Source organism: Polynucleobacter sp. HIN9 (genome assembly GCF_030297635.1).
In the GTDB taxonomy this organism is placed as follows: Bacteria; Pseudomonadota; Gammaproteobacteria; order Burkholderiales; family Burkholderiaceae; genus Polynucleobacter.
Map to the genome: position 1 here is coordinate 1,303,658 of NZ_AP028140.1, position 17,557 is coordinate 1,321,214.

Genomic DNA, 17,557 nt, shown 5'->3' on the forward strand with positions numbered 1-17,557 from the left:
TTAACGACACGCTACGGCCAGCGGCTCTTCTGCACAAAGTGCATCATCGACTGGCGGTCTTGTGGTTGGCTGTTCACTTCCCGCAAGGGAGCTTCCAGCCGATCCAGTACCTTGACTTGACTTCACAGACTCGTCCATTACCACGGTCACTCCACTGCGAGTAGTGGTTACTTCATTCAAACTCAGCATATTGCTAAATTTGAGCGTTGTTTGCAAGTTTCCACCGCTTGCTGCCGCAGCGCGTTGGGCTGCAAGTTGGGCATCGCGACGCTCAATCCAAGGACGACTTACTCCACCGAGTCGAACCCCGGTTCCGGTGAAATTAGTATTACCATCGATCACCATGCGGGTTGATCCATCACCCACCACATTAAATTGTCCATTGAGTTGAGAAACATCGTAATTAATTGACCCACTACGCGTTGAGGTGAAGGTCATCGTAGAGCCTGATGCGCTTCCCGAAACACGCATTTCGGCAGTACTGTAATTTTGCTCAGCTGCTGTTTGCACAGCTTCTTTAACGGTGATGATTCCAGCAACGGACTTCGTGCCACCCGTGATATCACTCAATTGCAGGGTTTGGAAATTAGTCGAGAAGAAGGGTCGAATATTTCCTACAGGGCCATTGAATGTGACGAGTGGCACGGTATCGGGGATATTGGCATCTACGATACCCAACCATACTGCTGCGACTAATAAGGTATATGTATCGGTGGTATCTGGATTAACAGGTCCATTGAATTCAACCTTTGGATCCATTGATAAGAAGGTTCTGGTTTTTGCGCGCGATGATGTAGTGAAACCTTCAACTGGTCTAGTCGATTGCACAAACCGATCGAATAAGAATCCGGGGCGACCGTTATCACTAATGAGAACGTTACCAGTGTAATACTGCTCACGATGGGTCAGCACATCACCCTTAATCACAATATCCCGACCCGTTACTCTTAAGACATCAATTGGAGAGGCGGAGCCGATGCTATCACCGATCGTTACGGTTCCGCTTGGGGCGCTTACTGTTAATGATGTGACTTTTGATACCCCATCAATTAAGCCATTAAAGCTAATGTCGGATCCTGTACTTGAGATCGATACTGAAGAACCACTCGCTGGAGCAATGACAACATCACCGCCATAGGATTGTGAACCCGTTGACCGAATATCCGTCTGAATCACCACCCGTCCAATAACACGTAATGTCGATAAGGTGACACCGCTATCTAACGCTAAGTTACCCAAACTAACAACCAAGGTACTGTTTGCCAACGCATTAGGATTAGCAAGAGTCAATTGGGAGTTATTCATCACCAGATTACCGGTAAAGGAGTTATCCCCTGAGAGAACCAGCGCTCCTGATCCAGTCTTAATTAAGGAACCATTACCCCCAATCGAACCCGTGATGTTGGCACTTGGGTTGCTACCATTAATAGTCAAATTCGCATTTAATAGGATGGTTCCTGAGCCATTGATTACGCTGGCAATCTCATCCGCATCAATACTGTAGGTGGCTCCGGCCGTAACAGTTACAACCGTACTATCCGATAAGCTACCGGTCACACCTAAGGTACCGGCACTGATGGTGGTGATACCAGTGTAGGTGTTGTTACCGGAGAGGATTAAGGTACCAGCACCGGCTTTCGTAAAGGCTCCACTACCAGCCATGATGCCGCCATAGGTTAAGGTGGTTGCCCCATTGACATTGATGGTGCCGCCAGAGCTACCTAAGGTAATACCGCGATTGGCGCTTAAGGTAAAGGTAGCGGTGCTGTTTAAGGTACCGCCATTGAGAACCAGATGTCCAGGTGTGGCACTCGCTGGTGCGGTACCTAAGTTGGTATCCGTACTAATCGCCAAGGTACCCGCATTAATGGTGGTGGTGCCGGTGTAATCGTTATTGCCTGCTAGGGTGAACGTGCCGCTACCCACCTTCACGAGGTTACCCGTACCACTCATCACACCGCTTAAGGTGGTGTTGTTGCTATCACCGGTGGTGAGTGTGAAGTTATTGAGGTTGACATTACCAGCGCCTTGTACCGAGGCGATGGTGTCGTTGGCAGCAACGTTATAGGTAGCGCCACTGGCTACGGTTACGGCGGTGCTATCCGATAAGGCGCCGGTCACACTTAAGGTACCCGCATTAATGGTGGTGGTGCCGGTGTAATCGTTATTGCCTGCTAGGGTGAACGTGCCGCTACCCACCTTCACGAGGTTACCCGTACCACTCATCACACCGCTTAAGGTGGTGTTGTTGCTATCACCGGTGGTGAGTGTGAAGTTATTGAGGTTGACATTACCAGCGCCTTGTACCGAGGCGATGGTGTCGTTGGCAGCAACGTTATAGGTAGCGCCACTGGCTACGGTTACGGCGGTGCTATCCGATAAGGCGCCGGTCACACTTAAGGTACCCGCATTAATGGTGGTGGTGCCGGTGTAGGCGTTGGTATTACCTAGAGCTAAGGTGCTGCTACCTGCTTTCTCTAGAGAGCCAGCACCACTGATTCCACCACTGTAGGTTTGATTGGTATTGCTGTTGACCAGCAAGATGCCATTATTAGCAATCGCACCAGCGTAGCTACCATTACCTAAAGTACCGGTCACTGTAAACGTACCGCCGGTAATCGTAGTGTTACCGGTGTAGGTGTTATTACCCGCGAGGATTAAGACACCATCTAAGCCAACGTTCGCGGAGAGTGTGAGTGCGCCAGAGCCGGTAATAACTCCAGACACAGTAATTGTGGTGCCGTTATTGACCTGGATGGTGTTGCTACCGATTAAGGTAATGCCACGGTTGGCAGCAAAGGTGATATTCGCACCGTTGTAATTAAAGAGTGCACCGCCATTGAGGGTTAATTGATCGGCAACCGCACTGCCTGGTGCAGTACCTAAGTTCGCGTCTGAGCCAATATTGAGCTGACCGCCAGCAATGGTGGTCTTACCGGTATAGGTGTTATTACCCGAGAGGATTAAGGTGCCAGCACCCTCTTTGAGTACCGAGCCTGAGCCACTGATCACGCCACCGAGCTCTTGGTTAGCACTGCTATTGATGTGCAAGATACCGTTGTTGACGAGATCAGCAATATAAGTACCACTACCTAAGGTACCGGTCACACCTAAGGTACCGGCACTGATGGTGGTGATACCAGTGTAGGTGTTGTTACCGGAGAGGATTAAGGTACCAGCACCGGCTTTCGTAAAGGCTCCACTACCAGCCATGATGCCGCCATAGGTTAAGGTGGTTGCCCCATTGACATTGATGGTGCCGCCAGAGCTACCTAAGGTAATACCGCGATTGGCGCTTAAGGTAAAGGTAGCGGTGCTGTTTAAGGTACCGCCATTGAGAACCAGATGTCCAGGTGTGGCACTCGCTGGTGCGGTACCTAAGTTGGTATCCGTACTAATCGCCAAGGTACCCGCATTAATGGTGGTGGTGCCGGTGTAATCGTTATTGCCTGCTAGGGTGAACGTGCCGCTACCCACCTTCACGAGGTTACCCGTACCACTCATCACACCGCTTAAGGTGGTGTTGTTGCTATCACCGGTGGTGAGTGTGAAGTTATTGAGGTTGACATTACCAGCGCCTTGTACCGAGGCGATGGTGTCGTTGGCAGCAACGTTATAGGTAGCGCCACTGGCTACGGTTACGGCGGTGCTATCCGATAAGGCGCCGGTCACACTTAAGGTACCCGCATTAATGGTGGTGGTGCCGGTGTAATCGTTATTGCCACTGAAGATCACCGTACCTAAACCACCCTTAGTGATGCTGTAGGGGCCGGAGATCACACCACTCAAGGTGAACTGATCGCCTACGTTGGTGGCGCTAATGGTACTGTCAGCCGTTAAGGTGATATTACCCGCCAAGGAACTAGTAACATCCTTGAGAGTGCCGCCACTTAGGGTAATAGCCTCAGCGCCAACAGTCACGTTATAGAGATCTAAGGTGGCGCCACTAGCAATTGTGGTGCCACCAGCGGTAGTACCCAAACCATTGTTATGGGTGACAACAACAGTACCCGCATTAATGGTGGTGGTGCCGGTGTAATCGTTATTGCCTGCTAGGGTGAACGTGCCGCTACCCACCTTCACGAGGTTACCCGTACCACTCATCACACCGCTTAAGGTGGTGTTGTTGCTATCACCGGTGGTGAGTGTGAAGTTATTGAGGTTGACATTACCAGCGCCTTGTACCGAGGCGATGGTGTCGTTGGCAGCAACGTTATAGGTAGCGCCACTGGCTACGGTTACGGCGGTGCTATCCGATAAGGTGCCGGTCACACTTAAGGTACCCGCATTAATGGTGGTGGTGCCGGTGTAGGCGTTGGTATTACCTAGAGCTAAGGTGCTGCTACCTGCTTTCTCTAGAGAGCCAGCACCACTGATTCCACCACTGTAGGTTTGATTGGTATTGCTGTTGACCAGCAAGATGCCATTATTAGCAATCGCACCAGCGTAGCTACCATTACCTAAAGTACCGGTCACTGTAAACGTACCGCCGGTAATCGTAGTGTTACCGGTGTAGGTGTTATTACCCGCGAGGATTAAGACACCATCTAAGCCAACGTTCGCGGAGAGTGTGAGTGCGCCAGAGCCGGTAATAACTCCAGACACAGTAATTGTGGTGCCGTTATTGACCTGGATGGTGTTGCTACCGATTAAGGTAATGCCACGGTTGGCAGCAAAGGTGATATTCGCACCGTTGTAATTAAAGAGTGCACCGCCATTGAGGGTTAATTGATCGGCAACCGCACTGCCTGGTGCAGTACCTAAGTTCGCGTCTGAGCCAATATTGAGCTGACCGCCAGCAATGGTGGTCTTACCGGTATAGGTGTTATTACCCGAGAGGATTAAGGTGCCAGCACCCTCTTTGAGTACCGAGCCTGAGCCACTGATCACGCCACCGAGCTCTTGGTTAGCACTGCTATTGATGTGCAAGATACCGTTGTTGACGAGATCAGCAATATAAGTACCACTACCTAAGGTACCGGTCACACCTAAGGTACCGGCACTGATGGTGGTGATACCAGTGTAGGTGTTGTTACCGGAGAGGATTAAGGTACCAGCACCGGCTTTCGTAAAGGCTCCACTACCAGCCATGATGCCGCCATAGGTTAAGGTGGTTGCCCCATTGACATTGATGGTGCCGCCAGAGCTACCTAAGGTAATACCGCGATTGGCGCTTAAGGTAAAGGTAGCGGTGCTGTTTAAGGTACCGCCATTGAGAACCAGATGTCCAGGTGTGGCACTCGCTGGTGCGGTACCTAAGTTGGTATCCGTACTAATCGCCAAGGTACCCGCATTAATGGTGGTGGTGCCGGTGTAATCGTTATTGCCTGCTAGGGTGAACGTGCCGCTACCCACCTTCACGAGGTTACCCGTACCACTCATCACACCGCTTAAGGTGGTGTTGTTGCTATCACCGGTGGTGAGTGTGAAGTTATTGAGGTTGACATTACCAGCGCCTTGTACCGAGGCGATGGTGTCGTTGGCAGCAACGTTATAGGTAGCGCCACTGGCTACGGTTACGGCGGTGCTATCCGATAAGGCGCCGGTCACACTTAAGGTACCCGCATTAATGGTGGTGGTGCCGGTGTAATCGTTATTGCCTGCTAGGGTGAACGTGCCGCTACCCACCTTCACGAGGTTACCCGTACCACTCATCACACCGCTTAAGGTGGTGTTGTTGCTATCACCGGTGGTGAGTGTGAAGTTATTGAGGTTGACATTACCAGCGCCTTGTACCGAGGCGATGGTGTCGTTGGCAGCAACGTTATAGGTAGCGCCACTGGCTACGGTTACGGCGGTGCTATCCGATAAGGCGCCGGTCACACTTAAGGTACCCGCATTAATGGTGGTGGTGCCGGTGTAATCGTTATTGCCTGCTAGGGTGAACGTGCCGCTACCCACCTTCACGAGGTTACCCGTACCACTCATCACACCGCTTAAGGTGGTGTTGTTGCTATCACCGGTGGTGAGTGTGAAGTTATTGAGGTTGACATTACCAGCGCCTTGTACCGAGGCGATGGTGTCGTTGGCAGCAACGTTATAGGTAGCGCCACTGGCTACGGTTACGGCGGTGCTATCCGATAAGGCGCCGGTCACACTTAAGGTACCCGCATTAATGGTGGTGGTGCCGGTGTAGGCGTTGGTATTACCTAGAGCTAAGGTGCTGCTACCTGCTTTCTCTAGAGAGCCAGCACCACTGATTCCACCACTGTAGGTTTGATTGGTATTGCTGTTGACCAGCAAGATGCCATTATTAGCAATCGCACCAGCGTAGCTACCATTACCTAAAGTACCGGTCACTGTAAACGTACCGCCGGTAATCGTAGTGTTACCGGTGTAGGTGTTATTACCCGCGAGGATTAAGACACCATCTAAGCCAACGTTCGCGGAGAGTGTGAGTGCGCCAGAGCCGGTAATAACTCCAGACACAGTAATTGTGGTGCCGTTATTGACCTGGATGGTGTTGCTACCGATTAAGGTAATGCCACGGTTGGCAGCAAAGGTGATATTCGCACCGTTGTAATTAAAGAGTGCACCGCCATTGAGGGTTAATTGATCGGCAACCGCACTGCCTGGTGCAGTACCTAAGTTCGCGTCTGAGCCAATATTGAGCTGACCGCCAGCAATGGTGGTCTTACCGGTATAGGTGTTATTACCCGAGAGGATTAAGGTGCCAGCACCCTCTTTGAGTACCGAGCCTGAGCCACTGATCACGCCACCGAGCTCTTGGTTAGCACTGCTATTGATGTGCAAGATACCGTTGTTGACGAGATCAGCAATATAAGTACCACTACCTAAGGTACCGGTCACACCTAAGGTACCGGCACTGATGGTGGTGATACCAGTGTAGGTGTTGTTACCGGAGAGGATTAAGGTACCAGCACCGGCTTTCGTAAAGGCTCCACTACCAGCCATGATGCCGCCATAGGTTAAGGTGGTTGCCCCATTGACATTGATGGTGCCGCCAGAGCTACCTAAGGTAATACCGCGATTGGCGCTTAAGGTAAAGGTAGCGGTGCTGTTTAAGGTACCGCCATTGAGAACCAGATGTCCAGGTGTGGCACTCGCTGGTGCGGTACCTAAGTTGGTATCCGTACTAATCGCCAAGGTACCCGCATTAATGGTGGTGGTGCCGGTGTAATCGTTATTGCCTGCTAGGGTGAACGTGCCGCTACCCACCTTCACGAGGTTACCCGTACCACTCATCACACCGCTTAAGGTGGTGTTGTTGCTATCACCGGTGGTGAGTGTGAAGTTATTGAGGTTGACATTACCAGCGCCTTGTACCGAGGCGATGGTGTCGTTGGCAGCAACGTTATAGGTAGCGCCACTGGCTACGGTTACGGCGGTGCTATCCGATAAGGCGCCGGTCACACTTAAGGTACCCGCATTAATGGTGGTGGTGCCGGTGTAATCGTTATTGCCTGCTAGGGTGAACGTGCCGCTACCCACCTTCACGAGGTTACCCGTACCACTCATCACACCGCTTAAGGTGGTGTTGTTGCTATCACCGGTGGTGAGTGTGAAGTTATTGAGGTTGACATTACCAGCGCCTTGTACCGAGGCGATGGTGTCGTTGGCAGCAACGTTATAGGTAGCGCCACTGGCTACGGTTACGGCGGTGCTATCCGATAAGGTGCCGGTCACACTTAAGGTACCCGCATTAATGGTGGTGGTGCCGGTGTAGGCGTTGGTATTACCTAGAGCTAAGGTGCTGCTACCTGCTTTCTCTAGAGAGCCAGCACCACTGATTCCACCACTGTAGGTTTGATTGGTATTGCTGTTGACCAGCAAGATGCCATTATTAGCAATCGCACCAGCGTAGCTACCATTACCTAAAGTACCGGTCACTGTAAACGTACCGCCGGTAATCGTAGTGTTACCGGTGTAGGTGTTATTACCCGCGAGGATTAAGACACCATCTAAGCCAACGTTCGCGGAGAGTGTGAGTGCGCCAGAGCCGGTAATAACTCCAGACACAGTAATTGTGGTGCCGTTATTGACCTGGATGGTGTTGCTACCGATTAAGGTAATGCCACGGTTGGCAGCAAAGGTGATATTCGCACCGTTGTAATTAAAGAGTGCACCGCCATTGAGGGTTAATTGATCGGCAACCGCACTGCCTGGTGCAGTACCTAAGTTCGCGTCTGAGCCAATATTGAGCTGACCGCCAGCAATGGTGGTCTTACCGGTATAGGTGTTATTACCCGAGAGGATTAAGGTGCCAGCACCCTCTTTGAGTACCGAGCCTGAGCCACTGATCACGCCACCGAGCTCTTGGTTAGCACTGCTATTGATGTGCAAGATACCGTTGTTGACGAGATCAGCAATATAAGTACCACTACCTAAGGTACCGGTCACACCTAAGGTACCGGCACTGATGGTGGTGATACCAGTGTAGGTGTTGTTACCGGAGAGGATTAAGGTACCAGCACCGGCTTTCGTAAAGGCTCCACTACCAGCCATGATGCCGCCATAGGTTAAGGTGGTTGCCCCATTGACATTGATGGTGCCGCCAGAGCTACCTAAGGTAATACCGCGATTGGCGCTTAAGGTAAAGGTAGCGGTGCTGTTTAAGGTACCGCCATTGAGAACCAGATGTCCAGGTGTGGCACTCGCTGGTGCGGTACCTAAGTTGGTATCCGTACTAATCGCCAAGGTACCCGCATTAATGGTGGTGGTGCCGGTGTAATCGTTATTGCCTGCTAGGGTGAACGTGCCGCTACCCACCTTCACGAGGTTACCCGTACCACTCATCACACCGCTTAAGGTGGTGTTGTTGCTATCACCGGTGGTGAGTGTGAAGTTATTGAGGTTGACATTACCAGCGCCTTGTACCGAGGCGATGGTGTCGTTGGCAGCAACGTTATAGGTAGCGCCACTGGCTACGGTTACGGCGGTGCTATCCGATAAGGCGCCGGTCACACTTAAGGTACCCGCATTAATGGTGGTGGTGCCGGTGTAATCGTTATTGCCTGCTAGGGTGAACGTGCCGCTACCCACCTTCACGAGGTTACCCGTACCACTCATCACACCGCTTAAGGTGGTGTTGTTGCTATCACCGGTGGTGAGTGTGAAGTTATTGAGGTTGACATTACCAGCGCCTTGTACCGAGGCGATGGTGTCGTTGGCAGCAACGTTATAGGTAGCGCCACTGGCTACGGTTACGGCGGTGCTATCCGATAAGGCGCCGGTCACACTTAAGGTACCCGCATTAATGGTGGTGGTGCCGGTGTAATCGTTATTGCCACTGAAGATCACCGTACCTAAACCACCCTTAGTGATGCTGTAGGGGCCGGAGATCACACCACTCAAGGTGAACTGATCGCCTACGTTGGTGGCGCTAATGGTACTGTCAGCCGTTAAGGTGATATTACCCGCCAAGGAACTAGTAACATCCTTGAGAGTGCCGCCACTTAGGGTAATAGCCTCAGCGCCAACAGTCACGTTATAGAGATCTAAGGTGGCGCCACTAGCAATTGTGGTGCCACCAGCGGTAGTACCCAAACCATTGTTATGGGTGACAACAACAGTACCCGCATTAATGGTGGTGGTGCCGGTGTAATCGTTATTGCCTGCTAGGGTGAACGTGCCGCTACCCACCTTCACGAGGTTACCCGTACCACTCATCACACCGCTTAAGGTGGTGTTGTTGCTATCACCGGTGGTGAGTGTGAAGTTATTGAGGTTGACATTACCAGCGCCTTGTACCGAGGCGATGGTGTCGTTGGCAGCAACGTTATAGGTAGCGCCACTGGCTACGGTTACGGCGGTGCTATCCGATAAGGTGCCGGTCACACTTAAAGTACCCGCATTAATGGTGGTGGTGCCGGTGTAGGCGTTGGAGTTGCTTAAGGTTACGGTATTCGTACCGACTTTATTTAAATTGTATGCATTACCACCGTCGCCAATCACACCGCTAATCGTTAGATTCTGAGTGCCGCCTATGGATGTATGGCCCATGAACGTGAGGCTACCGCTTGCTAAACCAGTTGTGCCACTCGTACTAGTCAGCGCCCCGACCGTAGCGCCTGTACCAGCACCAATTAAATTGAGATTGTTCGCAACGGTATAACCTGCTAAATCAAGTGTTGCACCACTAACAACAGTAATTGCACCTGTACCAAAAGCACCAGTGCTGATTGAGCCACCACTCATCACAGTACTAATTCCAGCCTTTAAGGTTCCACTGTTGACATTAGTGCCGCCCGAGTAGGTGTTGGCGTTCGTCATCAATAAAGTGCCATCACCTGTTTTGATAATGGAACGACTGCCGCCCGTCTCAGAAATTAATCCTGAGACTGTTAATGTACCGCTCGTAACATCAAAGGTGGTGTCGCTCGAGAGCACTAAAGCGCCGGAGAACGCGCCGGAGCCAGAGGAAGTTGCGATCGATCCACCATTAAGAATGACTGGCTCTACGCCAATATCCGCTTGAAGATCTAGAACACCCCCATTAAGAGTAATACCTTGATCGGTTGATCCCAGCCCAGCTGAATTCGTGACTACCAGTGTGCCGGACCTAAGAGTTGTTAAACCTTGATAAGTATTCGTGCCAGACAACGTATAGGTGGCTGAACCCATAAATTCTAGGGTGCCCGTTCCGGATATCGCGCGACCGACTGTTTGCGCTCCCGCTAAATTAAAGATGAGATTGCCATTGTTCGTAATGGCACCAGTACCGATGGAGTTGGTGCTACCACCAATACCAATTTGTAGCGTACCAGCGCCAATCGTGATGGTGCTTGCATTATTTGTACCAGCAAGTATCACGCTTCCCGTTTGGTCATCGCCATTAATCGTGAGTGGATGATTGCCAGTGATTACTCCACCAAAAGTCAATGTCTTTCCGCTGCTTGCAGCCAGTCCGCCGCCAGAGCTTCCCACGGTAATGCCGCGATTACTATCTAGGCTAAAGGTTTCGCTAGCTTGCAAGACCCCATTATTGAGGGTGATCGCTGAAGAATTGAGGGAGCTAATTACACCCAAAGCGGCATCGTCATGAATCACCACAATACCGCCATTAATGGTGGTTGTTCCCGTAAAGGTGTTGTTCGCACTCAAGGTTAAGATACCGGCACCCGACTTAGTTAAGGCACCACTTCCAGTAGCAATGCTAGAGCTGACCACAGTATTACCAGCCCCACCAATTGTTAAATTAGTATTCGAACCACTAACTGCGCCCCCGATACTAAGGGTGCCGGAGGCATTCACACTGAAGGTCATAGAACTGCCAAACGTGATCGTGGAATCACTATCACCCAAAGTGCTCGTTCCGCCAACAGTGAAGCCGCCATTCATCGTGATTGTTGATGGGCTCAGTGCTGTTAAGCCATTACTATAAGTTTGCGTTCCTCCGCTCGCTCCAAGCGTTAAGGTACCGGTGTTACTGAAGGTCACCGCATTGGTGATCGTACCGGTGGTAGCGTTGAGCGCTAGGTTGTACCCTGCACTATTGGTGTTCAGGGTGGTGGCGGTGAGTGCGCCATTGAAGGTGATGGTACCGGCGGTATCGGTCAGGGTTACGGTAGTAGCGCCAACAGTACTACTGAAGGTGGTGCCACCTGAGTTGGTAATGGTAAGTGTGCCGATATTGGTACCAATCGCACCACTGACGGTCACTGCACCAGTGGTGTTAATAGTGAGGTTTGCGCTACCACTGGATGGCCCCGTTACGGTGGTGAGGCTAATCGGGGTGGCTACACCAGTGCCAATGGTGAGGTTGTTATTAAGATTAATTGCACCGGTGGTAATTTGACCGGTAGAAGTACCACCAATCGTGGAGGTACCACCGATGGTCAGTGCGGTATTGCTATCACCCAAGGTAATCACGCCAGTACCGGCTGCACTCACCGTACCGTTAACAGTGATGGCACTCGGAGCCGTGGCAGTAACACCACCAGTAAACGCAGTGGTATCACCACCATTACCTAAGGTCACCGTACCAGTATTGGCAAAGGTGGTTGCACCGGCGATGCTATTACTCGAACCATTGAGTACGACGTTATAGGCAGCCGAGCCAGCACCGACGGTCATACCGGTGGACAGGGTGAGGTTGTCACTGAAGGTGATGGTGTTATTCGCGGTAGTGCTAGTGATTGCAAGCGATGCTGCACTCACGGTGCCACCGAAGGTGGTGCCACCTGAGTTGGTGATGGTGATCGTGCCGATGTCGGTACCGATGGTGCTGGAGATGGTGACGGCACCGGTGGTGTTGATCACAATGTTGGAGCTAGCTCCACCTACAGTTCCCGTGATAGAGGCTACCGTAATCGCACCAGAGTTACCACTTCCCAAATAAAGCGTAACCCCATTACCTAAAATCACATTGTTTAAGGTAATCGCAGATGTTCCAAAATCAAAGGTGCTCGTTTGATTGAGGAAGCTTGTGGTGCCACCCAAATTAAAGGAGCAATTCACTGCACCAGTACATTGAGTAGGATCGCCTGCCGTAAATGTTCCAGCGAGAATATTATTCCCAGTGGTATGCGTGATGCCGCGTGAGAATGTGAGGGTATCGCCCGTCGCATCTCCGTAGTAAACGTCTCCAGTTGTATTGAGTGTGACCGCATTAGTCACATCAGTAGTTGTACCGAAGAACTTAATATCAGCAGTACCGCCAGCATTGGTTAATGTTCCCGCATAGAGATTATTGCTAAATTCAATAGTGCCGGAACTGGTTGTCAATGCAAGCGTTGAGATGCGATCACCAGTGCCACCGACCGAGCCGCCAAAAGTAATGCCGCCGGAGTTGGTGATGGTCAAGGTACCAATATCCGTACCAATGCTGCCACTTAAAGTAACCACATCGCTGGTATTGATCGTAATGTGCGATTTAGCACCAGCGGCAGTTCCCGAAATCGAACTTAAGGTCATGGGTGTGGCCGCGCCAGCGCCAAGCGTCAAGGTGGCGCCATCATCTAAAGTCACCGCCCCTAACGTAATTCGGCCCGTAGTGGGGCTTAAGGTAGTGCTGACCTCAAAGCGGACTGGTACATTGATAAACAACTCATTGGCAGTAGCTGAAATTGTCTGGGCTTTAATCGTGACTGCAGAAGCGTTGGCGATCGATAGGCCGCCCACAAAACTAAAGGTATCCGTCGCGAAGTCACCCAACCGAATCGTGCCTGTGTTGTAGAACGTGGCAGTTGTTGTAATAGTTGTAGCACCAACCGCTGAGGCAATGTTGTTCAGCGCGATGGCAAAGGCATTGGATCCACTACTTGCACCAACGACCAGAGCTTGTGCAACGATGGTGCCATTGACCGTAATGGTGCCAGTCTGACTTGCATCGCCTAAGGTGAGCGTACCGATTCGAGTGGAGGAGCCGATCACACCGGAGAGTGTCACGACCCCACCCTTCGATTTAAGAGTGAGCGCCTCAAGACCAGCAGAATTTCCTTGAATAGGACCATGGATCGTAATCGCTGCACCAGCACCTGCATTGGCATAGGTATTGATCAAAGTATTAGCTGCTAAGGTGGTGGTAACTGCAGTTGCACCAATCGAAACCGCCGCACTGTCAGTGTTGATGGTTCCGGCCAGAGTAATTGCCGATGGCGCAGTCGCAGTTAATGCAGCACCAAAACTGAGTGTTCCTCCGCTCGCACCGAGCGTTAAGGTACCGGTGTTGCTAAAGGTCACCGCATTGGTAATCGTACCGCTGGCGCCATTAAGCGCTAAGTTATAGGCTTGGGTGGCGGTATTGAGTGTGCTGGTAGTGAGTGCATCATTAAATGTGATCGTGCCGACAGTATTGGTGAGTGTTACCGTCGTAGCATTTACGGTACCACTAAAGGTCGTGCCACCAGAATGGGTGATGATAAGCGTACCCACACCGGAGACCGAGGAGCCAGTAATTTCTGCACCCGCTACACCACCGGTGACGAGTGTCAGGTTATATGTTGCACCAGTCACTGCACCGATGCTGAGATCAGCCACGTTGGTGGTGGCGTTGGTATTCAGTATCGTCGCAGCGCCTAAGGTAATCGCACCGAAGCTCATCGCCGCATTGCTGCTGCTAATGGTACCCCTGATGGTGCGTGCACTTGGTGCGGTCGCTGTTAAACCACCGGTGAAGGCTAAAGTTCCCCCACTTGCTCCAAGCGTTAAGGTACCGGTGTTACTGAAGGTCACCGCATTGGTGATCGTACCGGTGGTAGCGTTGAGCGCTAGGTTGTACCCTGCACTATTGGTGTTCAGGGTGGTGGCGGTGAGTGCGCCATTGAAGGTGATGGTACCGGCGGTATCGGTCAGGGTTACGGTAGTAGCGCCAACAGTACTACTGAAGGTGGTGCCACCTGAGTTGGTAATGGTAAGTGTGCCGATATTGGTACCAATCGCACCACTGACGGTCACTGCACCAGTGGTGTTAATAGTGAGGTTTGCGCTACCACTGGATGGCCCCGTTACGGTGGTGAGGCTAATCGGGGTGGCTACACCAGTGCCAATGGTGAGGTTGTTATTAAGATTAATTGCACCGGTGGTAATTTGACCGGTAGAAGTACCACCAATCGTGGAGGTACCACCGATGGTCAGTGCGGTATTGCTATCACCCAAGGTAATCACGCCAGTACCGGCTGCACTCACCGTACCGTTAACAGTGATGGCACTCGGAGCCGTGGCAGTAACACCACCAGTAAACGCAGTGGTATCACCACCATTACCTAAGGTCACCGTACCAGTATTGGCAAAGGTGGTTGCACCGGCGATGCTATTACTCGAACCATTGAGTACGACGTTATAGGCAGCCGAGCCAGCACCGACGGTCATACCGGTGGACAGGGTGAGGTTGTCACTGAAGGTGATGGTGTTATTCGCGGTAGTGCTAGTGATTGCAAGCGATGCTGCACTCACGGTGCCACCGAAGGTGGTGCCACCTGAGTTGGTGATGGTGATCGTGCCGATGTCGGTACCGATGGTGCTGGAGATGGTGACGGCACCGGTGGTGTTGATCACAATGTTGGAGGTGGTGCCGTCTGCAGTGCCCGCAATCGAAGAGAGGTTAATAGCATTGGCAATGCCCGTACCAATGGTGAGGGTCACACCATCGGCGAGGGTGGTAGCACCCAAAGTGATGGCGCCAGTGGAGGTGCCGCCTACTGTTGTATTAGCCAAAATGCTAACTGCTGTTGTACCCAAATTAAGAGCACTTGAACCAGATGTAATCGCAATAGTTCCGGATAAATACTTCGCACTTGGCGCAGTCGCAGTTAATGCAGCACCAAAACTGAGTGTTCCTCCGCTCGCACCGAGCGTTAAGGTACCGGTGTTGCTAAAGGTCACCGCATTGGTAATCGTACCGCTGGCGCCATTAAGCGCTAAGTTATAGGCTTGGGTGGCGGTATTGAGTGTGCTGGTAGTGAGTGCATCATTAAATGTGATCGTGCCGACAGTATTGGTGAGTGTTACCGTCGTAGCATTTACGGTACCACTAAAGGTCGTGCCACCAGAATGGGTGATGATAAGCGTACCCACACCGGAGACCGAGGAGCCAGTAATTTCTGCACCCGCTACACCACCGGTGACGAGTGTCAGGTTATATGTTGCACCAGTCACTGCACCGATGCTGAGATCAGCCACGTTGGTGGTGGCGTTGGTATTCAGTATCGTCGCAGCGCCTAAGGTAATCGCACCGAAGCTCATCGCCGCATTGCTGCTGCTAATGGTACCCCTGATGGTGCGTGCACTTGGTGCGGTCGCTGTTAAACCACCGGTGAAGGCTAAAGTTCCCCCACTTGCTCCAAGCGTTAAGGTACCGGTGTTACTGAAGGTCACCGCATTGGTGATCGTACCGGTGGTAGCGTTGAGCGCTAGGTTGTACCCTGCACTATTGGTGTTCAGGGTGGTGGCGGTGAGTGCGCCATTGAAGGTGATGGTACCGGCGGTATCGGTCAGGGTTACGGTAGTAGCGCCAACAGTACTACTGAAGGTGGTGCCACCTGAGTTGGTAATGGTAAGTGTGCCGATATTGGTACCAATCGCACCACTGACGGTCACTGCACCAGTGGTGTTAATAGTGAGGTTTGCGCTACCACTGGATGGCCCCGTTACGGTGGTGAGGCTAATCGGGGTGGCTACACCAGTGCCAATGGTGAGGTTGTTATTAAGATTAATTGCACCGGTGGTAATTTGACCGGTAGAAGTACCACCAATCGTGGAGGTACCACCGATGGTCAGTGCGGTATTGCTATCACCCAAGGTAATCACGCCAGTACCGGCTGCACTCACCGTACCGTTAACAGTGATGGCACTCGGAGCCGTGGCAGTAACACCACCAGTAAACGCAGTGGTATCACCACCATTACCTAAGGTCACCGTACCAGTATTGGCAAAGGTGGTTGCACCGGCGATGCTATTACTCGAACCATTGAGTACGACGTTATAGGCAGCCGAGCCAGCACCGACGGTCATACCGGTGGACAGGGTGAGGTTGTCACTGAAGGTGATGGTGTTATTCGCGGTAGTGCTAGTGATTGCAAGCGATGCTGCACTCACGGTGCCACCGAAGGTGGTGCCACCTGAGTTGGTGATGGTGATCGTGCCGATGTCGGTACCGATGGTGCTGGAGATGGTGACGGCACCGGTGGTGTTGATCACAATGTTGGAGGTGGTGCCGTCTGCAGTGCCCGCAATCGAAGAGAGGTTAATAGCATTGGCAATGCCCGTACCAATGGTGAGGATCACACCATCGGCGAGGGTGGTAGCACCCAAAGTGATGGCGCCAGTGGAGGTGCCGCCTACTGTTGTATTCGAATTGACGGTAATCGGAGCGCCCAGATTAATTACACCGCTTCCAGCAGCGGTAATCGTTCCTCCAAGATGAATGCGGCTCGGAGCCGTGGCAGTAACACCACCAGTAAACGCAGTGGTATCACCACCATTACCTAAGGTCACCGTACCAGTATTGGCAAAGGTGGTTGCACCGGCGATGCTATTACTCGAACCATTGAGTACGACGTTATAGGCAGCCGAGCCAGCACCGACGGTCATACCGGTGGACAGGGTGAGGTTGTCACTGAAGGTGATGGTGTTATTCGCGGTAGTGCTAGTGATTGCAAGCGATGCTGCACTCACGGTGCCACCGAAGGTGGTGCCACCTGAGTTGGTGATGGTGATCGTGCCGATGTCGGTACCGATGGTTGTTGTAACACCAACCGTACTAGTTGAATTAATCACAATGTGCGATGTTGTACCGCTAGCAGTACCCGCAATCGAGTTAATCGTAATGGTTGCAGGTCCGCCATTACCCAATGTTAGGGTCACACCATTTGCAAGGGTAATATTTCCGAGAACAACAGCATCAGATGGGTTGATATAGGTGGTATCCGCACTTAGTGTCAAACCACGGCTAGCGCCCAAGTTATAGCGATAGGTGGTATCTATGCTTCCCACTACCGTGCTGCCTGTACCTGTGAGAGTTAACTCATAGAGCGCGATCGTGGAACCAACATTACCAAGAGTAATGGTGCCAGAACCGTTAGCAATGGTTAATGAGTAAGTGCCGGCCGCTGTTCCGGTGCCACCATCAATCGTGCCAGTTGTGACATTGGCATTG

At 51.8% G+C, this 17,557-nt stretch carries 1 protein-coding gene (only partly in view); it reads right to left on the bottom strand.

Annotated features, from left to right (window positions below):
- A protein-coding gene (locus tag QUE62_RS06770; RefSeq protein WP_286261218.1) for an autotransporter-associated beta strand repeat-containing protein crosses the window boundary here: on the bottom strand, nucleotides 1-17,557 show its final stretch. 27,038 nt of this gene lie beyond the right edge of the window; the window shows 17,557 of its 44,595 coding nt (coding positions 27,039-44,595); its start codon lies off the right edge, out of view; the stop codon is at nucleotides 1-3.